Source organism: Flavobacterium sp. 102, assembly GCF_003634615.1.
Taxonomy (GTDB): Bacteria; Bacteroidota; Bacteroidia; order Flavobacteriales; family Flavobacteriaceae; genus Flavobacterium.
In genome coordinates this window covers 524,295-546,394 of sequence record NZ_RBKX01000001.1, presented here as the reverse complement: position 1 = coordinate 546,394, position 22,100 = coordinate 524,295, and the positions used below count along the sequence as shown (strand labels likewise).

23 protein-coding genes and 1 tRNA gene are annotated in these 22,100 nt (G+C 37.2%); 15 read left to right on the top strand and 9 right to left on the bottom strand.

Translation table 11 applies throughout. From position 1 onward, the window contains the following. Positions 1–14 precede the first annotated feature (14 nt). Together recJ and C8C84_RS02440 are read left to right on the top strand one after the other, a co-directional pair. Positions 15–1,745: a single-stranded-DNA-specific exonuclease RecJ gene (gene recJ / locus C8C84_RS02445; protein WP_121312018.1), complete on the top strand. Its 1,731-nt coding sequence runs from the start codon at positions 15–17 to the stop codon at positions 1,743–1,745. Positions 1,746–1,817: 72 nt separating this feature from the next. Continuing rightward, positions 1,818–2,144 carry a GIY-YIG nuclease family protein gene (locus C8C84_RS02440; RefSeq protein WP_121312017.1) on the top strand — a complete coding sequence of 109 codons (327 nt, stop codon included), beginning with the start codon at positions 1,818–1,820 and terminating at the stop codon, positions 2,142–2,144. Positions 2,145–2,191: 47 nt separating this feature from the next. On the opposite strand, the gene C8C84_RS02435 is transcribed toward C8C84_RS02440, so the two are convergent. The 4 genes from C8C84_RS02435 to C8C84_RS02425 form a co-directional block, all read right to left on the bottom strand. Next, a complete protein-coding gene (locus C8C84_RS02435; RefSeq protein WP_121312016.1) occupies positions 2,192–2,947 on the bottom strand; it encodes a UDP-2,3-diacylglucosamine diphosphatase in 756 nt (251 codons plus the stop codon). 73 nt (positions 2,948–3,020) lie between these two features. Beyond that, the gene (locus C8C84_RS02430; RefSeq protein WP_121312015.1) at positions 3,021–3,470 is read right to left on the bottom strand and encodes a 6-carboxytetrahydropterin synthase; all 450 of its coding nucleotides are present in this window, start codon (positions 3,468–3,470) and stop codon (positions 3,021–3,023) included. A 38-nt stretch (positions 3,471–3,508) separates the two neighbouring features. Then, positions 3,509–3,682: a protein BatD gene (locus C8C84_RS17105; protein ID WP_147406803.1), complete on the bottom strand. Its 174-nt coding sequence runs from the start codon at positions 3,680–3,682 to the stop codon at positions 3,509–3,511. Between the two features lie 3 nt (positions 3,683–3,685). Next, the gene (locus C8C84_RS02425; RefSeq protein WP_121312014.1) at positions 3,686–4,450 is read right to left on the bottom strand and encodes an enoyl-CoA hydratase/isomerase family protein; all 765 of its coding nucleotides are present in this window, start codon (positions 4,448–4,450) and stop codon (positions 3,686–3,688) included. A 101-nt stretch (positions 4,451–4,551) separates the two neighbouring features. Here C8C84_RS02425 and C8C84_RS02420 point away from each other — a divergent pair. Continuing rightward, positions 4,552–4,625 (top strand) — tRNA-Ala (locus C8C84_RS02420). Positions 4,626–4,660: 35 nt separating this feature from the next. Here the strand turns inward: C8C84_RS02420 and C8C84_RS02415 are convergent. Beyond that, entirely contained in the window at positions 4,661–5,233 is a 573-nt protein-coding gene (locus C8C84_RS02415; RefSeq protein ID WP_121312013.1) for a DUF3109 family protein, read from the bottom strand. Positions 5,234–5,318: 85 nt separating this feature from the next. Between C8C84_RS02415 and C8C84_RS02410 the strand changes: the two genes are divergently transcribed. The 3 genes from C8C84_RS02410 to C8C84_RS02400 all read left to right on the top strand — a co-directional run bounded on the left by C8C84_RS02410 (position 5,319) and on the right by C8C84_RS02400 (position 6,857). Further along, complete coding sequence (locus C8C84_RS02410; RefSeq protein ID WP_121312012.1) at positions 5,319–5,894, top strand: MarC family protein; 576 nt, start codon at positions 5,319–5,321, stop codon at positions 5,892–5,894. A 38-nt stretch (positions 5,895–5,932) separates the two neighbouring features. Then, complete coding sequence (locus C8C84_RS02405) at positions 5,933–6,130, top strand: hypothetical protein (RefSeq protein WP_121312011.1); 198 nt, start codon at positions 5,933–5,935, stop codon at positions 6,128–6,130. A gap of 118 nt (positions 6,131–6,248) precedes the next feature. Further along, complete coding sequence (locus C8C84_RS02400; protein WP_121312010.1) at positions 6,249–6,857, top strand: FAD-dependent oxidoreductase; 609 nt, start codon at positions 6,249–6,251, stop codon at positions 6,855–6,857. A gap of 2 nt (positions 6,858–6,859) precedes the next feature. On the opposite strand, the gene C8C84_RS02395 is transcribed toward C8C84_RS02400, so the two are convergent. From C8C84_RS02395 to C8C84_RS02385, 3 genes are all read right to left on the bottom strand, one after another. Continuing rightward, positions 6,860–8,428, bottom strand: a complete 1,569-nt coding sequence (locus C8C84_RS02395; protein ID WP_121312009.1) for a S41 family peptidase — start codon at positions 8,426–8,428, stop codon at positions 6,860–6,862. 80 nt (positions 8,429–8,508) lie between these two features. Further along, positions 8,509–8,937, bottom strand: coding sequence for a dCMP deaminase family protein (locus C8C84_RS02390; protein ID WP_121312008.1), 429 nt, complete (start codon positions 8,935–8,937; stop codon positions 8,509–8,511). 201 nt (positions 8,938–9,138) lie between these two features. Next, the gene (locus C8C84_RS02385) at positions 9,139–9,732 is read right to left on the bottom strand and encodes a HupE/UreJ family protein (protein ID WP_121312007.1); all 594 of its coding nucleotides are present in this window, start codon (positions 9,730–9,732) and stop codon (positions 9,139–9,141) included. A 148-nt stretch (positions 9,733–9,880) separates the two neighbouring features. Between C8C84_RS02385 and C8C84_RS02380 the strand changes: the two genes are divergently transcribed. Beyond that, a complete protein-coding gene (locus C8C84_RS02380) occupies positions 9,881–10,312 on the top strand; it encodes a TerB family tellurite resistance protein (RefSeq protein WP_121312006.1) in 432 nt (143 codons plus the stop codon). A gap of 31 nt (positions 10,313–10,343) precedes the next feature. On the opposite strand, the gene fbp is transcribed toward C8C84_RS02380, so the two are convergent. Then, entirely contained in the window at positions 10,344–11,351 is a 1,008-nt protein-coding gene (fbp, locus tag C8C84_RS02375; RefSeq protein WP_121312005.1) for a class 1 fructose-bisphosphatase, read from the bottom strand. 142 nt (positions 11,352–11,493) lie between these two features. On the opposite strand from fbp, the gene C8C84_RS02370 reads away from it, so the two are divergent. The 8 genes from C8C84_RS02370 to C8C84_RS02335 all read left to right on the top strand — a co-directional run bounded on the left by C8C84_RS02370 (position 11,494) and on the right by C8C84_RS02335 (position 22,098). Further along, positions 11,494–12,003 carry a GNAT family N-acetyltransferase gene (locus tag C8C84_RS02370; protein ID WP_121312004.1) on the top strand — a complete coding sequence of 170 codons (510 nt, stop codon included), beginning with the start codon at positions 11,494–11,496 and terminating at the stop codon, positions 12,001–12,003. Between the two features lie 67 nt (positions 12,004–12,070). After that, positions 12,071–13,324: an aspartate kinase gene (locus tag C8C84_RS02365; RefSeq protein WP_121312003.1), complete on the top strand. Its 1,254-nt coding sequence runs from the start codon at positions 12,071–12,073 to the stop codon at positions 13,322–13,324. A 96-nt stretch (positions 13,325–13,420) separates the two neighbouring features. Beyond that, positions 13,421–16,819: a hypothetical protein gene (locus C8C84_RS02360; RefSeq protein WP_121312002.1), complete on the top strand. Its 3,399-nt coding sequence runs from the start codon at positions 13,421–13,423 to the stop codon at positions 16,817–16,819. 68 nt (positions 16,820–16,887) lie between these two features. Further along, the gene (locus tag C8C84_RS02355) at positions 16,888–17,394 is read left to right on the top strand and encodes a hypothetical protein (RefSeq protein WP_121312001.1); all 507 of its coding nucleotides are present in this window, start codon (positions 16,888–16,890) and stop codon (positions 17,392–17,394) included. A gap of 343 nt (positions 17,395–17,737) precedes the next feature. Then, positions 17,738–18,715 (top strand): ribonucleotide-diphosphate reductase subunit beta, encoded by a 978-nt coding sequence (locus C8C84_RS02350; RefSeq protein ID WP_121312000.1) that lies wholly within the window; start codon positions 17,738–17,740, stop codon positions 18,713–18,715. 126 nt (positions 18,716–18,841) lie between these two features. Then, positions 18,842–21,274 (top strand): ribonucleoside-diphosphate reductase subunit alpha, encoded by a 2,433-nt coding sequence (locus C8C84_RS02345; RefSeq protein WP_121311999.1) that lies wholly within the window; start codon positions 18,842–18,844, stop codon positions 21,272–21,274. A 98-nt stretch (positions 21,275–21,372) separates the two neighbouring features. Further along, positions 21,373–21,597 carry a hypothetical protein gene (locus C8C84_RS02340; protein WP_121311998.1) on the top strand — a complete coding sequence of 75 codons (225 nt, stop codon included), beginning with the start codon at positions 21,373–21,375 and terminating at the stop codon, positions 21,595–21,597. A gap of 3 nt (positions 21,598–21,600) precedes the next feature. Then, positions 21,601–22,098, top strand: coding sequence for an RDD family protein (locus C8C84_RS02335; protein ID WP_121311997.1), 498 nt, complete (start codon positions 21,601–21,603; stop codon positions 22,096–22,098). The last annotated feature ends 2 nt before the right edge of the window (positions 22,099–22,100 follow it).

Here is a 22,100-nt window from a genome sequence, read left to right as displayed (position 1 = left end):
ATTCGTAAATAAATATGCGCTGGACTCTAAAACCAAAACCGTCATCCGAAAAAGTAAAAGCTCTAGCCACTGAATTAAAAGTGGACGAATTGATCGCGATGCTTTTGGTACAAAGAGGTATTGAAACTTATGAAGCCGCCCGACAATTTTTTCGTCCGAGTTTGGCTGATTTGCACGATCCGTATTTGATGAAAGACATGGACAAAGCCGTGACCCGAATTGAAACCGCGATTGCCAATGGCGAAAACATCTTGGTTTTTGGGGATTATGATGTCGATGGTACGACGGCAGTGTCGCTGATGTCGAGTTATCTGAAAAGCTATTATCCTAATGTGGCGACATATATTCCCGATCGCTATGACGAAGGTTATGGGATTTCGTATAAAGGCATTGATTATGCGGATGACAATGGTTGTTCGTTGATTATCGCTTTGGATTGTGGAATTAAATCTATTGAGCATGTGGCTTACGCCAAAGAAAAAAATATCGATTTTATTATTTGTGATCACCATCGTCCGGGCGAATTTTTACCGGATGCGGTTGCTGTTTTGGATCCAAAACGAGAGGATTGTCATTATCCTTATGATGAATTGTGCGGTTGTGGTGTTGGTTTTAAATTGGTACAAGCCTTGGCCCAAAATAGAAAGCAAACCATTGAAGATTTATTGCCCTATTTAGATTTAGTAGCAACTGCAATTGCCGCAGATATTGTTCCGATGACAGGCGAAAACAGAACTTTGGCGAAGTTTGGATTAGAAGTCATTAATGCTAATCCGCGTCCGGGAATCAAAGCTTTGGTTCAAAATGTGAAGACCCGATCCAACGGCGAACGGAGCGAAGCTAAAAAAGTACTGACGATTACGGATGTTGTTTTTATCATTGCGCCAAGAATCAACGCAGCAGGAAGAATCAAGCACGGCAATGAAGCCGTGGCTTTACTCACAGAATACGACTTAGACCAAGCCGAAATTTTTGCTTCTGAAATTGAGCAACACAATAGCGACCGCAAAGATTTAGACAAACAAATTACAATTGAAGCGCTGGATCAAATTGAAATAAATCAGGAGACAGAAAAATTTACAACAGTGGTTTATAATAAAAATTGGCACAAAGGCGTCATCGGCATTGTCGCTTCCCGATTGACCGAAACATATTATCGCCCGACAGTTGTTTTTACCAAAAGTGGAGACAAACTTGCTGCTTCAGCTCGCTCGGTAAAAGATTTTGATATTTACAATGCGTTGGAAGCATGTGCACAGCATTTGGAACAATTTGGTGGACACATGTATGCCGCCGGAATGACGTTGAAAGAAGAAAATTATGCCGCTTTCAAAGAAGCTTTCGAAACCGTTGTGGAAGAAACCATTCATCCTGATTTATTAACACCGGAAATTTCGGTGGATGCAGAAATTAATTTAGCGGATATCAACGAAAGGTTAATCAGAATTTTGAACCAATTCGAACCTTTTGGGCCACAAAATATGACACCGGTTTTTATGTCGAAAGGATTAATAGATTCGGGTTATGCCAAAGGAATCGGAGCCGATGAAAACCATTTAAAACTATTCGTCAAACAGTCCCGAAGTTTCGGGAGTAGTCAAGGTTTTGGTGCTATCGGATTTGGATTAGGAAAAAAATTAGATTTAGTTAAGAATCAGAATCCGTTTGAAGCGGTTTATTGTATTGATGAAAACGAGTTCAATGGCAATGTAGCGGTTCAGTTGAGGTTGAAGGATTTGAGGTAGAATTTTTTTGTCATTTCGACGAAGGAGAAATCACACAACACTAATGAGGGACAGACAATTCAAGAAACAATTATGTTCAACTCTCAACAAGGTTTTCATAATTATTACGTTTATATCATTACCAATTCTTATCGATCTACTTTCTACATCGGAATGACTAACAATCTAAGAGAAAGATTGAAACAGCACAAAGAAAATATTGAACTTGGTAATAAAACATTTGCTTCAAAATACAATTTGGAATTTTTGGTGTATTATGAAAAATTCACATGGGTGCAAGAAGCTATAGGCAGAGAAAAAGAATTAAAAAAATGGAAAAGAGAGAAGAAGTTGAATTTGATTCGGGGATTTAATCCGGAATTTGAATTTTTGAATCATCACTTCAGTAACATAGCCTAACGTTATGTGATTTCTCCTTCGTCGAAATGACAAAGTAATAATTTGTGTTATTTATATTCTTTCAACTCAAAATTCTCGCCGTCAAAAACCCCATAAGTAAAATAACCAATCCAATCGCCTAAGTTTACATATTCTGAGTTTTCACCTACTTTGATGACCATTGGAAGATGTCTGTGACCAAAAATGAAGTAATTGTAATGTTTGGTTTCGAGTTTGCGTTTGGCGTATTGCACCAACCATTCGTTTTCTTCGCCCAAGAATTTTACATCGGCATCGCCTGAAATCAGTTTGTTTTTTACCGAAAGATATTGTGCCAATTTCACGCCCAAATCAGGATGTAACCAACGAAATAACCATTTCGAAAACGGACTCGTAAACACTTTTTTCATGCGTTTGTAGCCTTTATCACCCGGACCTTTTCCATCACCGTGACCAATCAAAAACGTTTTGTCATTAAAAGTAAATTCCTGGTTGTCGTGATAAACGGGAATGTTTAGCTCTTTTTCAAAATAGTCACTCATCCACAAATCGTGATTGCCTACGAAAAAGTAAATCGGAATACCGCTGTCGCAAATTTCGGCTAATTTGCCTAAAACACGCACGAAGCCTTTAGGAACAACGGTTTTATATTCGAACCAAAAATCAAACAAATCGCCCAAAAGAAAAATAACATCGGCATCTTTCTTGACTTCATCTAACCATGCGACAAACTTTTGTTCGCGCGGAAAACTCAACTCTGGAGTTGGTGCGCCAAGGTGTTGGTCAGAAGCGAAGTATATTTTTTTATTGGGTGAAATCGTCATTTAAGATTAGTTTTTTTAAGGCACTTCGACTGTACTTCGGCTTCGCTCAGCATAGACTCCTCAGTGTGACAGTTTAGTTGTCAGAGGCATACCATTCGGCAAAAGAGGTTTCGGTTTCTTGAAGTTTTAGAGAATGCAAATTAATGTCTTTTGGCAAACGACTTTTAATTTTTTGAGCAAAATCGGTTACCATATTTTCACTTGTTGGTTGGTAATCGACTAAAATTACATGATGTCCACGATTTTTCAATTCGGCAGCCAATTCAATATGCGGTGTGTTTTTATTAAAAACGGTAGCATGGTCGAAAATGTCTACGATTTCTTCTTTTACAATTTTTTTTAAATCAGAGAAATCAATCACCATTCCAAACTTCACATTCGAAATGTCAGTTATGGGTTGGCCAATCACCGTCACCGACAATTTATAACTATGTCCGTGTACATTTTTACATTTGCCGTCATAGCCATAAAGCGCATGTCCGGTTTCGAAAGAAAATTGTTTGGTGATTCTGATGTTACTCATGAAAGAAGTTTTTACGCTGCAAATTTAGTAAAATATTGCTATTGGTCGTTTTGTCTTTTTTTAGCACGGCTGTACATTAAATAAGCAACACCAACCAGTAATACAAAAGGTAAAACATAACCAATCCAAATACCGATTAAATAACCATTATCCGGGGCATTTTTTATTTTTTCATCGATATTGACTTGCTGAATAAGAGAAATAAGAGTCATGATTTATTTTTTAAATTCACTTAAAGCATTTTTTGTAAAATCGGAAAGTACTAATCTTCCTGATATTGCTGCTCTTTGATATAAAAGTTCGTCCCAATTTTCAGTGCCTTCCCAAAAAACTTTCTTCATTTCAGCCAAAGCCTCCGGATTGTAACCGGCGAGTTTTTTGGCGAAAGCCAAAGTATTTTCGTCTAATTCTCCGTAACTATCAAAGAGATCAGCATAAAGTCCTTTTTCTACAGCCCAATCCGCAGTTTGCCAATGATAAGGTTGTAATGTTAATTGGGTCATCGCTGTTTTTCCGATTTTTCTCGAAACCGCCGGTTCAATCACAAACGGACCAATTCCGATAGCTATTTCAGATAGTTTAATCGAAGCATCTTGGTAGGCAAAAGCAAAATCACAAGCCGAAGCCAAGCCAACGCCACCGCCAACCGCTTTTCCTTGTATTTTTCCGATGATAATCTTGGAGCATTTCCGCATCGCATTAATCACATTGGCAAAGCCGGAAAAGAAATTTTTACCGGTTTCGAAATCATTAATGGAAAGCAATTCCTCAAAAGAAGCACCGGCACAAAAAGTTTTGCCTGTGCTTTGTAGAATGACCACATTAACACTATCATTATTATTTAAAGCGTTTAATTCTTCGGTTAGTTTTTGCAATAAATCACTTGGGAAAGAATTGCTTGCAGGATGACTAAAGGTAACCGTTGCAATAGTATTATCAATTTGGATTTCAATCAATCCATTGGGGTTTTCGGCAGACATAGAATGGTAATTTTATGTAAATTTATAACAAATCTCAAAAAGATAGGTTTGGAATTGCTTTTTGTTTCTATAAAATTATATATTTGTGCTCTCCAAAAATGGGGGGATTAGCTCATTTGGCTAGAGCGCTTGCCTGGCAGGCAAGAGGTGACCGGTTCGAATCCGGTATTCTCCACAAAAAAGCCGAAATCAATTTGATTTCGGCTTTTTTTATTTCCCATTTTTTAAATCTTCCGCTACTTTTTCCAATTCAGCATACCAATCTTCCCCAAATTTTCGAATTAACGCTTCTTTGACAAATTTATAAACCGGTACTTGAAGTTCTTTACCCAAAGTACAAGCGTCACTGCAAATATCCCAACGGTCATAATTCACTGCTGCAAATTCGCTGAAATCTTTCACTCTAATTGGATATAAATGACACGAAACCGGTTTTTTCCAGTTGATTATACCTTGATTGTATGCTTGTTCAATACCGCAAAGTGCTGTTTTTCCGTCAAAAATTACGTAAGCACAATCTTTATTGTCAATGAGTGGAGTTTCTAAATCTTGGTCGGTTCCGACAACCCAAGTGCCTAATCTTTCTATGGCTTCTATTCCTTCTTTGCGTAAAAACGGTTTTATTTTCGGATAGATTTCTTCCAAGATTTTAGTTTCTTCTTTATTTAAAGGTGCGCCGGCATCGCCATCAACACAACATGCGCCGTGACAAGCCGAAAGGTTGCACACAAAATCTTTTTCAAGGATGTCTTCTGAAACTATGGTTTTGCCTAATTGAAACATAATCTGATTTTAAGAATGCAAAAGTACAAATGAAATTTGGCTTAAGTGAATTATTAAAAACCTAATTTTGCAAAAAATAAACGGTATGAATTTAGATTTTAGAGAAATAGCGACAGCAACCATGGTTCTTTTTGCTGTAATTGATATCGTTGGAAGTATTCCGGTGATTATTGATTTGAGAACAAAATTTGGTCATATTCAATCGGAAAAAGCATCTTTGGTTTCGGCCGGAATCATGATTGCGTTTCTTTTTGTAGGCGAAGAAATTTTGAAATTGATTGGTATTGACGTGAATTCATTTGCAGTAGCCGGTTCGTTTGTGTTGTTCTTTTTGGCTTTAGAAATGATTTTAGGGATAAGACTATATCGCGATGAAGCAGCAACTTCGGCTTCGATTGTGCCGATTGCTTTTCCTTTAATTGCCGGTGCCGGAACGATGACTACATTACTTTCATTGCGAGCCGAATTTCAGTCGATAAATATTATCATTGCTATTTTGTTGAATATTATATTGGTTTATGCCATATTGAAATCGTCTTCAAAAATTGAAAGAATGCTTAGCAAAAACGGATTGAGCATCATAAGGAAAGTTTTTGGCGTAGTTTTGCTGGCGATTGCTGTTAAATTATTTGCGACTAATGTTAAAGGGCTATTTGCATAACCTTAAAAATTAGTATTTTTGTTCCATAAATTTATTACATGAAAATTTTCACCAACATACTTATATTTCTTGCCGTTGCGCTGATACTGGTAAATGTTTATTTACTTGATTTTAATAATCCTTTTGAAGGCGACAGCATGGTGGCTTTGATTGGTATAGCTGCTTCATTTTGTGCGGTCTTAATCCTTTTGATTTTTAGAATGTCAAAGAAAATCGAGGACAAATTAAAAAACTAACGTTTTTAAATTCCAATTTGAAAGCGCCAAATTCCAAGTAAATTTCAATTCCGAAACTTCAAATTTTAAAGGATTGAACATTGAGATTTGATTTTTAATATTTGTAATTTTCCTTTCTATGTATGATGTTTTGATAATTGGTGGTGGCGTTTCTGGCATGTCTTGTGCCTTGATTTTGGGTTCGGCTCAAAACAAACCTTTTGTTATTGATAAAAAAATTGGCATCATCACTCATCAAAAAGCTTCTTCGCTACAAGACGCACTTTTTAATAACGCTTACGGAATTCCTTCAGGAAAATTAGGTTCAGAATTACTAACGGAAAGCATTGACCATTTAAACCAATTGTATCCGCATATCGACCAAATTTCCGGTGAAAAGGTAATGAAGATAGAAGGTGAAGCCGGAAATTTTACCGTTATCACCAATCAGAATTCTTATCAAACGAAAATTGTTGTTATCGGAATCGGTGCTGGAAACCCTTTTACTATTGAAGGCTTAGCCGAATATGTAATGCCACATCAAAAAGTCATTCCTGAGAAGAATAGAATCCAACTTAAAAATATCGATCATAAAGTAACCGAAGGTATTTATGTGATCGGAACTTTAGCCGGTTGGCGCAGTCAGTTAGCAATCGCTGCCGGAAGTGGCGCTGCTGTTGCAACCGATATTCTAACTTTATGGAATAATGGTGTTCATGCGCAAGTACATGATAGCATTAGAAAGTAAGGTTACTTCAAAATTGCTTTTAACATGGTGTCTTCTTTCAATAAAATTTGGTAGTATTGGTCTTCGCCAAAAAGTTGTCGGGCATATTCAGCCGTCAAGAATTTTTTAACCAAAGCTTTATTATTAGACAAAGACATATCCAAACCGGAGTCTTTTAAATAGCTTTCAAATTTGGAAACAGCACTGTCGTTTTTTTGCATTTTGGTCAAAAAAACGTCAAATGTCATTCCTTTAAACGAGTCGCGACTTTTGTCTAATTGTTCAAAAACAAAATGACTTACCAAACCGGAGCTTAAAATATAAGCCAAACTTTCTTCTCCTTTTTTCACTTCCAAAGGCACAAAAATATCCGGAACGATACCGCCGCCGCCATAAACTATTCTGCCTTTTTTAGTTTTGAATTTTAGAGAATCGGCGACTTTAATTTTATTTTTGGCATACAACTCACCGTTTTCAAATCGCTTTTCATAGTCATGACTGTACACTTCGCCTTGGCCTTTTACATAAGGTTTTTGGATTGAACGACCGCTGGGTGTGTAATATCTGGAAGTAGTTAAACGTACGGCCGAACCATCATCAAAATCCATTTCGCGTTGCACTAATCCTTTTCCGAAAGAACGTCGGCCAACAATAGTTCCTCGGTCATTATCCTGAATGGCACCGGCTAAAATTTCGCTGGCAGAAGCCGAATTTTCATCGATTAAAACATAAACGCTTCCGGTTTCAAATATGCCTTCTTCGGTAGCAAAGGTTTTGTTGATTTCACCTCTTTTGTTTTTGGTGAAAACGATTAGTTCTTTGTCTTTCAACAATTCGTCGGCAATTTCAACCGCTTTTTCTAAATAACCGCCACCATTGTCGCGCAAATCAATCACCAATGTTTTCATGCCTTGCTTTTTCAATTGTTCCAATCCTAGGCGGAATTCATCATAAGTATTCTCGGCGAATCGATTGATTTTGATATAACCGGTTGTGGCGTTTAGTTTTAAATAAGTGTCAACACTTTTAATGGGAACGACATCGCGAATCACAGGAATTTTTAGTTTCTTGTTGGTGCTTTTTCGATAAATCGTTAATAAAACGCTTGAACCTTCTTCCCCTTTTAATTTGTTGAACAAACTGTCGGTTGGTAATTTTCTTCCGAATAGTTTGTCTTTATCGGCGTATAAAATTCGGTCACCGGCTAAGATTCCTGCTTTTTCGGCCGGACCATTTTCTAATGGTTTTACAATCGTAACCGTGTCATTGAACATGTAAAAATTGACACCAATACCAACAAAATCCCCTTTCATCAATTCGGCTTCCGAAGATTGTTCGCTTGGCGGAATATAAACAGAATGTGGATCAAGATTGGCTAAAATGCTGTTCACTGTTAAATCAACAATTGAATCTGAATTGACGTCGTCAACATATTCCTCATTGATAAAGTCAATCAGTCTTTCGATTTTGGCTTTGCTGGCGTTTTGCTTAGAAAGTGTTCGTTTAGGAAAATTAAGCATACCACCAATGATGATTCCCAAGGCGACGCATGAGAATAGTAATAAAGGCAAGTATTTTTCCTTAGATTTCATTTTATGCTGAATTTATTTACTGCATCAGTTTGTTTCGCTCGTGTCAGTATCTTTTTAGGATAGCAGAGATTGTTATAGATTTAGTCTAAATTTTCAATTTGTGTTACTTCAATTCCGGCTTTTCGTAGAAAATCTAAACCGGATTCATCTCGATATCCATTCTTGAAAACAACTCTTTTGATTCCGGACTGATGAATGAGTTTGCTGCATTCTTTGCAAGGCGAAAGTGTGATGTACAACGTTGCATTTTCACAAGTTTGGGTAGAACGTGCCACTTTGGAAATGGCATTGGCTTCGGCGTGTAGAACATACCATTTGGTTAAGCCTTCCTCGTCTTCGCAACAGTTTTCAAATCCGGATGGCGTTCCGTTGTAGCCGTCGGAAATGATCATTCGGTCGCGCACGATGATGGCGCCCACTTGCTTGCGTTGACAATAGGATAATTTGCTCCATTCGGCGGCAATTCGGAGGTAGGCTACGTCGTATTTTTTTTGCTTGGCTTCTTTCATTTATTCTGAACTTGTTTTTCAGAATCTTGTTTTGTGTTACAAGATTACTGATAATCAAATGGTTTTTCTTTTAGCCCCGATAGTCGTGGAAATCCTTTTTTGACTTGCCATGGGTTTTAACCCGTGGTAATTTAAAAAAGATTGTAACAGATAGCGGGAAAATGGATAGCAAATATACCTAAACCTTTCACTTCTGAACAATTATTTAACCCAAATTTCACTTTGTAAAATCATCGGAATCACGACGCCAATAATAAAAGCAGAAATCATTAAAATCCAATCGCGTTTGGAGAATTTTAGTAGCGTTTGAAAGACAAAGGCAAGCATTAATGAGGCGATTACCACAATGATTTGTGCCGCTTCAATGCCCAATGCAAATTCAAACATGGGTAATAATTTGTCGGTAGGTTTTCCGGAAAGGATGCTGTTGAAGTAATTTGAAAATCCTAAGCCGTGTATGATTCCGAAAAAAACAGTGATAAAACCGATGAAAGTCATGTTGTCTTTTTTGGCTGATTTTCCGGTTGAATACAGGTTGAAAATAGCGGTAATCAAGATGGTGATTGGAATTAAAAATTCAATGAAGGTTGGATTGATTTTTATGATTTCAAAAACAGCCAAGAATAAAGATAATGTATGTCCCAAGGTAAATAAGGAAACTAAAATTAAAATTCGTTTCCAGGCTTTGGCATCGTAAGGAACGGTTAAGGCTAAGAGGAATAAAACATGGTCATAAGCAGAAATATCAAGCACATGTTTTAATCCGAGATTGAAGTATATCCAGAAATCTGACATTATGGTTTGGTTGTTTGGAACGTAAACTTACAATTAATTTTAATTGCCTTAGAAAAACAAACCCAAAAATCGATGAAAAACATTTTGCGAATTGGTTTTCTAAAAAAGTAAATTGGCTTATATTTGCAGTATTAAAACCAATAAAATTATGTCAATTTCAGATTTATTTGATAGCGAGTTCAAAAGCAGAAACAAAGGACATTTTTCAGCTATTGTTCGTGTGGCCATTGCCGATGGTGATATGAGCAAAGAGGAAAAAGAATTTTTGGATAAATTGGCTTCTCGTTTAGAAATTTCAGCAGCAGAATATGAAGAGATTTTAGAAAATCCTTTAAAATACCCAATCAATCCACCGTATTTGCACTCTCAAAGATTAGAGCGTTTGTATGATTTGACGCGTATGGTTTATGCTGACCATGTTCTTGGACCAAAACAGAAAGAGATTTTGACCAAGTTTGCTTTGGCTTTAGGATTTACTCCGGGTAACGTGCCTTATATTGTTGATAAAGCGTTGTCGTTATTGGTGATGAATGTAGATTCAGACACTTTCGTTTACGAAATGACTCATATGAATAAGTAATAAAAAAAGCCCTGAGAAATCAGGGCTTTTTTTAAACGTATTTGGCCATATACTCTTCAGCCTTCTCTACCATATTGTAGCTTCCACAGAAGAAAGGAACGCGTTGGTGTAATTCTGACGGGCTAATCTCCATGATTCTTCCAAAGCCGTCTGAGGCTTTTCCGCCGGCTTGTTCAGCAATGAACGCCATTGGGTTGCATTCGTATAGCAAACGCAATTTTCCGTTAGGTGCTTTAGAGCTGGTTGGGTAAATATAAATGCCGCCTTTAATCATATTACGGTGAATGTCGGAAACTAAACTGCCGATATAACGCGAAGTATAAGGTCTATCACCTTCTTCCAGCTGACAGTATTTTAGATAATCTTTTACGCCTTGTGGAAAATGCACATAATTACCTTCGTTGATGGAATAAATATTACCATCTTTTGAAAACTGCATATTCGGATGCGATAGATAAAATGTTCCAATCGCCGGATTCAAAGTAAATCCGTTAACGCCGTGACCTGTTGTATACACCAACATCGTTGAAGTTCCGTAAATCACATAACCGGCTGCTACTTGTTGCGTTCCGGGTTGTAAAAAATCGGCAGTAGTAACCGGAGTTCCAACCGGAGTTACTCTTCGGTAAACTGAAAAAATAGTTCCCACGGAAACATTCACATCAATATTAGAGGAACCATCTAGAGGATCCATTAAAACAACATATTTATTACTATGTGTTTTATCTGAACCGGCAACAGTAATATAATCATCATTTTCTTCCGAAGCAATTCCGCAGACAATTTCACGGTTGATTAAAGTTTGAATAAAAACTTCATTGGCATATACATCCAACTTTTGTTGGTCTTCGCCTTGAATGTTTTGGTCTCCGGCAGCACCGATGATATCTACCAATCCGGCTTTGTTTACCTTATAGTTTACGACTTTTGCCGCCAATCGGATGGAATTGATGATTCTGGATAATTCTCCTGAGGAATATTTAAACTCCTCTTGTTTTTCGATGATAAATTCACCAAGTGTTTTGTTGCGTTCTTCCATTGCGAAATCGATGTAGTTGTGGTTGCAAATATCGCTAAATTTGCCCAAGAAAAAATCTATTTCGCAAAGAAATTATAAATTGTATTTTTGCCACTCGAGACCTTTAGGTCGAATTGTTGCGAAGTAAAAAAAATTGACCCAAATGAACATCCGAAAAGGGACAAAAAACGACATGAAGGCCGTACTGGATTTAATCCGAGAATTGGCAGTTTTTGAAAAAGAACCTGATGCAGTTGTCGTAACAGTAGCCGATTTGGAACGTGATGGTTTTGGTGAAAATCCATTGTTCTACACTTTCGTAGCTGAGGTTGGTGGCGACCCGAGCGATAGCGAACAGGCGAAGCAGATCGTTGGAATGGCGTTGTATGATTATCGTTATTCGACTTGGAAAGGGAAAACTATTCATTTGGAGGATTTAATTGTCAAAGAAAAAATGCGCGGCACCGGTTTGGGATTTGCTTTGTATACCAAAATTATGGAACAAGGCAAAGCAGACAACGTTCGAAGAATCGAATGGAATGTCTTAGATTGGAATACGCCGGCGGTAGAATTTTATAAAAAATCGGGGGCGAAAGTCTTAGAAGATTGGGACGTTGTTCAAATGGACGAGCAAGGAATTTCCAATTTTCTGAGAGATCTGAAAATCAAATAAAAAAGCACAAATCTCAATAGTAAAAAAATTGGGATTTGAAATTTTAAACAAAGGAATTTAATTAATTATGAGAATTTTCAAATTTGGGGGAGCATCAGTAAAAGATGCTGAAGGTATTAAAAACGTATTTAGTGTATTAGAAAAAGTAGGTCATGAAGACACGCTTTTGGTGATTTCCGCCATGGGAAAGACCACTAATGCTTTAGAATTAGTAATCAAGAATTACTTCGAGAAGTCGAATGAATTGCATTCCTCACTACAAGAAGTCAAGAAGTACCACTACCAAATTTTGATGGATTTATTTGAAGACGAAGAACACGATGTGTATTTCGCGGTAAATAGTCATTTCGCCGATTTAGAATATTTTATCAGAAGCAGCAAATCGCCTAATTACAACTATGTTTATGACCAAGTTGTGAGTTATGGGGAGATTCTTTCCACTACGATTGTCAGTCATTATTTCAATCAAGCCGGTTTAAAAAACAATTGGATTGATGTTAGAAATTTTATCAAAACAGACAATACTTACCGTGATGCGAATGTTGATTGGGAAAAAACCCAACAATTAATTTCAAAAGGCGTAAAGAAAAAAGCACTCAATATCACTCAAGGATTTTTAGGGTCGGATGAAAATAATTTTACCACAACTTTAGGCCGTGAGGGTTCCGATTATACCGCCGCGATTTTTGCCTATTGCTTAAATGCAGAAAGCGTAACCATCTGGAAAGACGTTCCGGGTGTGATGAATGCCGATCCGAGATATTTTGAAAATGCGATTTTGTTAAACCAAATTTCTTATCGCGAAGCCATAGAGTTAGCGTTTTACGGCGCAACAGTAATTCACCCAAAAACGTTACAACCGTTACAGAAAAAAGAAATTCCGTTGCATGTAAAATCATTTATCAATCCGCTATTGCCGGGAACCAGCGTTTCCAAAGGAAAAGATTTAGAGCCGCATACACCATGTTATATCGTTAAAAGAGACCAATTGTTGATTTCGTTATCCTCTATCGATTTCTCTTTTATTATGGAAGAAAACATCAGCGAAATTTTTGCCTTGTTCCACCAATACAAAATGAAAGTGAGTTTGATTCAGAACTCGGCCATTAGTTTTTCAGTAAGTATCGAAGATAAATTTGGCAATTTCAACGAGTTGAAAGCCATTTTGTCTAAAAAATTTAAAGTAGCTTACAACGAAAACGTGTCTTTATATACCATTCGTCACTTCAATAAAGAAGCCGCCGAAATGGTGGAGAAAGGCAAAACGGTATTGTTAAAACAGATTTCGAGAGAAACCATGCAAGTGGTGACGAAAGAGTAAACATAAAATGAGCAAACATAAAAACCGCGAATGCCGAAAATATAGTGTGTTCGCGGTTTTTTATATTAAATCGACTATTTTTACGTTATAAATGATATGTTTAAAAAACGGCTACTATTGTTGGTGTTATTTGGTTTTTCCGGTCTTTCGGCTCAGGAAATCAAATCGTTGTACCAAACCAAAAAAGTTGCCGTTTCCCAAGATACTATTGCTATTGAAAAAGTAAGCATCAGCCCAAGTTTCTTCAAATTACTGACACGCGAAGGCAAAGAAATCGATACGACATTCTACAAAGTCGAATTTAAAACCGGGAAATTATTCTTCAAAAATGGATTTACTTCCGCAGACAGTTTGACCATTCGCTATTTCAAATATCCTGAACATTTAACAAAGACTTACAGCATTTACGACCAAGACAAAGTGGTTCCGAATGAAGCCGGAAATCTTTTTCAGGTCAATCGTTCGGTCAAAAAATTTGTTCCGTTTGACGGACTAAATACTTCCGGAAGTATTACGCGTGGCGTTACGATTGGGAATAATCAAAATGCTTCCGTCACGTCCAATCTCGATTTGCAAATCACCGGAAAAATTTCGGACAAAGTCTCGCTTCGTGCCTCGATTCAAGATTCCAATATTCCTTTGCAAGACAACGGATATTCGCAAAAATTGGATGAATTTGATCAAATTTTCATCGAATTATTCACCGATAAATGGAACATTCGCGCCGGTGATTTATTCCTCGAAAACCGACAATCGCGCTTTTTGAATTTCAATAAGAAAGTGCAAGGATTATCTACGCGTTTTACTTTTGGCGGTGAAGAAAACAAAACCGAGATATTTGCTTCAGCGGCTTTGGTTCGCGGACAATATGCCAAAAGTGCGTTTACCGGACAAGAAGGGAATCAAGGGCCTTATAAATTACGCGGGAACAATGGTGAATTGTATGTGTTGGTGATTTCAGGTTCCGAACGGGTTTATGTTAATGGAATTCTGAAAAAACGCGGCGAAAACAACGATTACATCATCGACTATAACGCCGGAGAAATTACGTTTACGTCATTGTTTCCAATTACTTCCGAAATGCGAATCGTCATTGAATACCAATATTCGGATAGAAGTTACACCCGATTTGTGACTTATGGCGGAGCAAATCACACTTCTAAGAATTGGAGTTTAGGTGGTTATTTGTATTCTGAAAATGATGTTAAAAACCAACCGTTGCAACAAAGTTTGTCACCTGAACAAGTCGCTATTTTGGCGAATGCCGGAGACGATGTCAACCTGATGAATGCGCCTTCAGCGTATTTAGATACCTATTCTGAAAATAAAATTTTATATAAAAAAATCTTTGTAAATACCGTAGAAGTTTTCGAATATTCTAACAATCCTGACGACGAATTATATAATGTAAAATTCACTTTGGTCGGAAACAACCAAGGGAATTACACCTTAACCAATACCGCCGCTATCGGTCGAATTTACCAGTATATCGAACCAGTTGCCGGTATTCCTCAAGGGAATTATGAGCCAATTACCCGATTGATTGCGCCAACGAAAATTCAAATCGCAACAGTTTTAGGAAAATACAATCCGAGTGAAAAGACTTTGGTTGATTTCGAAATTGGCTTAAGCAACAATGATCAAAATTTATTTTCTTCGCAAGATGACAACAATAATAAAGGAGTTGCCGGAAAACTGAATTTCAAACAAAGACTGTTTTCCAAGAAATGGCAAATTGATGCGTTTGGGAATTACCAATATGTACAAGAAAATTTCCGAACCATTGAGCGTTTGTTTAATATTGAATTCAATCGCGATTGGAATTTAACGACTTTTGAAGGCAATCAGAGTTTGTTGATTAACGGTTTAGATTTTACTTTACCCGAAAAAGGGAAGTTGACTTATCAATTTGAAAAGTTAGATTTTTCAGAAAGCTTTTCGGGAAATCGTCATTTGGTGAATGGATTTTTCAAACTCAAAGATTGGAATTTATTGCAAAATACCAGCGTTTTAAATAGCGATGGCGATTATGCGAAATCTACTTTTATTCGAAACCAATCCCAAGCGCGTTATCATTTCAAAAAGAATTGGGTTGGCGGTAGTTTACGCTTAGAAGACAACAAGGAAAAACTGGTGGCTACGAATCAATTGTCAGCCTTGAGCCAAAGATTTACTGAATATGGCGCTTTTGTCGGTCGAGGCGATAGTACGAAAGTCTTTGTCGAATTGGGTTATTTGCAACGCGTGAACGACAGTTTGCAAAACGGTTTTTTACAAAAAGTAAATACTTCACATTCCTATTATTTAAAATCAAAATTGATTCAAACTGACAGAACCAATTTGGCTTTATTTGTCAACTACAGAAATTTGAAATTTGAAGATGCGACAAGAGGAAACGAACCGTCTTTAAACTCAAGATTGTTGTACAATGACCAGTTTTTCAAACAATTTGCCCAAGTCACGACAGCTTATGAAACTACCTCCGGAACGATTGCTCAACAAGAGTTTACCTATCTCGAAGTCGAACCCGGACAAGGCGTTTACACTTGGATTGACTACAACAACAATGGAATTCAAGAATTACAAGAATTTGAAATCGCGCCATTTCCCGATCAAGCGAGGTATGTTCGGGTGTTTTTGCCGAATCAGATTTTTGTCAAAACCCATCAGAACAAGTTTTCACAATCGCTTACCTTGAATCCAGTGCAATGGCAAAATGCTAAAGGTTTTAAGAAAGTGCTGTCTCATTTTTACAACCAAACGTCGTATTTGATAGAACGAAAAATTCGTCGAAACGGAGACAATTTCGATCTCAATCCGTTTTCCAAAGACGATGACAATTTATTAGGATTGAATACCAGTTTTCGTAATAGTTTGTTTTACAACCGCGGCAAACAAAAACATTCCACAACTTATACTTTTACCCAAAACGAGCTCCAAACGCTCCTTTCAGTTGGTTCGCAAGAAAGCGAAAACAAATCGCATCAATTGCAGTACACGCATTTATTTCAAAAAACCTGGTTGTTTAATTTAGGCGCCAAAACCATTAAAACTACTTTATTTTCTGAAAATTATGCAAGCAAAAATTTTGAAGTCAAAGCCTATCAAATCAACCCAAAAATTTCCTATTTATTTAATAAAAATGCCAGTTGGGATATATTTTATGAATACCAAAACAAAGAAAATCAAATAGGCAATTCGGAGCAATTAAAGCAAAGTCGTTTCGGGACTTCGTTTTCTTATGCCAGTGAAAAGAAGTTTACGATGAATGGCGAATTTTCCTTGTATGACAATAAGTTTGTTGGCGATGCCTTATTACCGGTGGCTTTTCAAATGTTAGAAGGATTACAACCGGGGAAAAATTTGACATGGAGATTGTTGTTGCAAAAGAATTTGACTCAATTTTTAGATATCAATATCAATTATCAAGGCAGAAAAACCGAAACCAGCAAGACGATTCACACCGGAAATGTTCAATTGAGAGCATATTTTTAATGGTAAATAATACTTTGCATTTATTTTTTTCTTACTTTTAGTCTAGGTAAATATTTAAATTAATCACGATGAAAAAACTATTTTTAATGTGTTTTCTTTTTGCTTTTATAGTAAACACGAATGCTCAAGAAAAGCTTACAGATCAAATGAAGACGGCCAAAGCAACTTCAGAAAAGGCTTTAAAGGAAAAAGAAGCTAAAGCCAAAGCGGAGAAAGAAGCCAAAACACGTTTGAAAAAAGACGGCACACCGGATAAGCGTTTTAAAACCACAACCAAAGCACCTTTAAAAAAAGACGGCACGCCGGATAAGCGCTATAAAGTAAAAGAAAACAAAGCATCAGCCACCGGGAAAGCAAATTCAGCAGCCGGAAAAGCAAAAGCAACAGCCAATAAAACAGAAGCCAAAACTAAAAAAACAATAAAAGAAAGAGTCTCCAACGAGAAAGCACCTAAGAATAATAAAGACAAGGTGACAGGAAATTATAAAGGTAAAAAAGTGTATACCGGGCCAAGAGGAGGAAGGTATTATATTAACTCTAATGGTAATAAAACCTATATTTCGGATGACAAATAAGAAATAAAAGTACACTTTGCAGAGAGCGGTTTTTTCAAGCGAAAAACCGCTCTTTTTTTAGGCTGAAAAAACCGCTTTCAGAAGTTGCTGAAATGTTAAAATTTACCCATCAGTAAATTCTTAACTTCCTTTGTTTTAGGGCTTTTTGACGTTTTTCAAAAAACTAATTTATTGAAAATCAACAAGTTGAAATATGTTCAAAAAAATTAAACAAAACGCTTATTTGTTAAAAACTAGAGCCGATTGTGAATAAGTTTGGCTTTCATTTTACGTTTCGTTTGACAATCTTTGTAACAGACAGATTTTAATAAAAATCACCCCAATAATCAATAATAATTTCAAAATGGCTGCTATCGAACCAATATTACAAGAAAACAAAAACCGCTTCGTGATTTTCCCAATCAAACATCATGATATTTGGGATTGGTATAAAAAAATGGAAGCCAGTTTTTGGACGGCCGAGGAAATCGACTTGCACCAAGATTTATCCGATTGGAATAACAAGTTGAGCAACGATGAAAAATATTTCATCAAACATATTTTAGCTTTTTTCGCCGCTTCTGACGGAATTGTAAATGAAAATTTGGCCGAAAATTTTGTAAATGAAGTACAATATCCGGAAGCCAAGTTTTTCTACGGTTTCCAAATCATGATGGAAAACATCCACAGCGAAACTTATTCGTTGTTGATTGATACCTATGTAAAAGACGAAGCCGAGAAAAATCAATTGTTCAACGCCATTGACGTTTTTCCTGCCGTTAAGAAAAAAGCCGATTGGGCAATGAAATGGATTAGTTCCGATTCATTCGCCGAAAGACTAATCGCTTTCGCAGCCGTAGAAGGAATTTTCTTTTCAGGCGCTTTCTGTTCGATTTTCTGGTTGAAAAAACGTGGTTTAATGCCGGGATTGACCTTTTCAAACGAATTAATTTCTCGTGACGAAGGCGTTCACTGCGATTTTGCCGTGCATTTGCACAATCACCATTTGGTAAATAAAGTGTCTAAAGCCAGAATTACCGAAATCATCACTGACGCTTTGACTATCGAAAGAGAATTTATCACTGAGTCGCTTCCGGTAAGTTTGATTGGGATGAACGCCAATTTAATGACACAATATCTAGAATTTGTAGCCGACAGATTATTAGTTGAGCTTGGGTGCAAAAGAGTTTACAATTCTAATAATCCTTTCGATTTCATGGATATGATTTCGTTACAAGGAAAAACCAATTTCTTTGAAAAACGCGTAGCTGAATACCAAAAAGCAGGCGTAATGTCAAAAGATACCGACGATCAAAAAATCAGTTTCGACGCTGATTTTTAAAAATATTTCAAATTTTTTTGAAGTTTTCTGTGAGGCGAAAGTTTCATGGGAAGTTAAGGGATTAACAAAAACAAAACAAGTAACTCGAAGTAGCGAAGGGATTTTCTATTTCACAAAACAAAATTTATGTACGTAGTAAAGAGAGACGGTCACAAAGAACCGGTAATGTTTGACAAAATCACAGATAGAATTAAAAAACTATGCTATGGTTTGAATGAATTGGTAGACGCTGTAAAAGTAGCGATGAAAGTTATTGAAGGTTTGTACGATGGAGTAACTACTTCTGAATTAGATAACCTAGCTGCGGAAACAGCCGCATCAATGACAGTAACACACCCGGATTACGCTCAATTAGCCGCTCGTATTGCGGTATCTAACTTACATAAAAATACCAATAAATCGTTCTCAGAAACAATGAACGAAATGTTTCACTATGTAAATCCTAGAACGAACCAACAAGCACCATTGCTTTCAGAGGAAGTACATCAAGTTATTCAGGAAAATGCCGAGTTTTTAAACTCTCACATCATATACAACCGTGATTTTAACTACGATTACTTTGGTTTCAAAACCTTAGAGCGTTCGTATTTGTTAAAAATCAACGGTAAAATCGTAGAACGTCCACAACACATGTTAATGCGTGTGTCGGTTGGAATTCACTTAAACGACTTAGAATCGGTAATCGAAACTTACGACTTAATGTCGAAAAAGTTCTTTACCCACGCAACACCAACATTATTCAACGCAGGAACACCAAAACCACAAATGTCGTCTTGTTTCTTGTTGTCGATGAAAGATGACAGCATCGATGGTATTTACGATACATTAAAAAACACGGCGAAAATTTCGCAATCAGCCGGTGGAATTGGTTTGTCAATTCATAACGTTCGTGCAACCGGTTCGTACATTCGTGGTACAAACGGAACCTCCAACGGAATCGTTCCAATGTTGCGTGTATTCAACGACACCGCGCGTTACGTTGACCAAGGCGGCGGAAAAAGAAAAGGAAGTTTTGCCATTTATTTGGAAACTTGGCATGCCGATATCTTCGAATTCCTAGATTTGAAAAAGAACACCGGAAAAGAAGAAATGCGTGCGCGTGATTTATTTTTCGCGATGTGGACCTCAGATTTGTTCATGAAACGCGTAGAAGAAGATGCGCAATGGACTTTAATGTGTCCAAATGAATGTCCGGGATTATGTGATGTTTACGGCGATGAGTTTGAAGCGATGTACACCTCATACGAAGCACAAGGAAAAGGAAGAAAAACGGTAAAAGCACGTGAACTTTGGGAGAAAATCCTCGAATCACAAATCGAAACCGGAACACCATACATGTTGTACAAAGATGCCGCGAACAGAAAATCGAACCAAAAGAATTTGGGAACCATTCGTTCGTCTAATTTGTGTACTGAAATCATGGAATACACGTCTGAAGACGAAATTGCCGTTTGTAACTTGGCTTCCATTTCGTTGCCAATGTTTGTCAGCAACAACAAATTCGACCACGAATTGTTATTCAACGTAACCAAACGCGTAACCCGCAACTTGAACAAAGTAATCGACAGAAATTACTATCCGGTAAAAGAAGCTGAGAACTCTAACATGCGTCACCGTCCGGTTGGATTAGGCGTACAAGGTTTGGCCGATGCGTTTATTTTATTGAGAATGCCATTCACCAGCGATGAAGCGAAACAATTAAACCAAGAAATATTCGAAACCTTATACTTCGCCGCCGTAACCGCTTCCATGGAAATGGCAAAAGAAGAAGGACCTTATTCAAGCTTTAAAGGTTCGCCAATTTCAGAAGGTTTGTTCCAACACAACCTTTGGAACATCAAAGACGAAGAATTATCAGGCCGATGGGATTGGGCAAGTTTGCGCAAAGAAGTAGTAAAACATGGTGTGAGAAACTCATTATTGGTAGCACCGATGCCAACGGCTTCTACGTCTCAAATCTTGGGGAACAACGAAGCTTTCGAACCTTATACTTCTAACATTTACACGCGTCGTGTATTGTCGGGAGAATTTATTGTGGTAAACAAACACTTGTTGACCGACCTAGTAGAAAGAGGCTTATGGGACGAAACTTTGAAGCAAGAAATCATGCGCAACAATGGTTCCGTGCAAGGCATCGAAAGAATTCCGGAAGACTTAAAAGAACTCTACAAAACCGTTTGGGAAATGTCGATGAAAGACATTATTGATATGTCACGCCACAGAGGTTATTTCATTGACCAATCGCAATCGTTGAACTTGTTTATGCAAGATGCCAACTATGCGAAACTAACGTCAATGCATTTCTATGCTTGGAAAAGCGGCTTGAAAACCGGTATGTATTACTTAAGAACCAAAGCTGCGGTTGACGCCATCAAGTTCACTTTGAACAACGATAAAAAAGCCGAACCAATCTTATCCGAACCGGAAGCGGTAGGCGTTGAAGTAGTAGCACCAAACGAAACCGGAGAAATGACCGCCGAAGATTTTGCCGCGATGGTAGAACAAGCCAGAGCCGCTGCCGCAAATGGTGGTGATGATTGCGAAATGTGTGGATCGTAATTAGAGAATAGAAAAAGAATAAAGAACATAGAAAAACAGCTGTCAATTTGATAGCTGTTTTCATTTTAACTACTTTTGGAAATATTAATAAAAGCATCATGTCAAAAGAAAAAAAAGGGGTTTACACCGGCATCATAGAAAAAGACGAAAACGGAAATTATTTCTGTGGCGAATATTTATTGGATTATAAATACACCGAAGCGAGTTTTAAACTCGGAGACGAAATCAATATCAAAACGGTCATTGCTAATCCTAGCGATAAAAGTTTCAATCAATACCCAAAGAAATCGAGGAATTTCTTTTTGGCCAACCAGAAAGAATAAATTATGGAACAACGAAAGCCGTTTACAGTATCTGATGAACTTTTAGCTTCACACAGTCAAAGGTTTCTGAATTTATTAATCGATACCGTAATGCAACTCATCTTGTTCTTTATAGTCTTGGTTTTTATTGTGGCCAAAGCCGAAGCCAGTGGCGACAAGAGTTTTGTGAACAGTTTGCCGACCAATACTTTGGCACAATACACCATTACTACTTGTATCGCGCTGTTTTATTACAATGTTTTTGAGATATTCTCTGCCAGAACAGTTGGAAAATGGATCACCCAAACCATAGTAGTTGATCAAAACGGAGAAAAACCCCATAACGAAATGATTTTAATGCGTTCGTTGTGCCGATTGATTCCGTTTAATGCGTTGTCTATCATCGGTTTTCCGGCTCGCACTTGGCACGACAGCATTTCGAAAACCTATGTTGTTGATAAAAGAGCATTGGAAGCAGAAAAGCGATTGTTTTATACCGCAACAACGCCTAACGAAGAATAAGA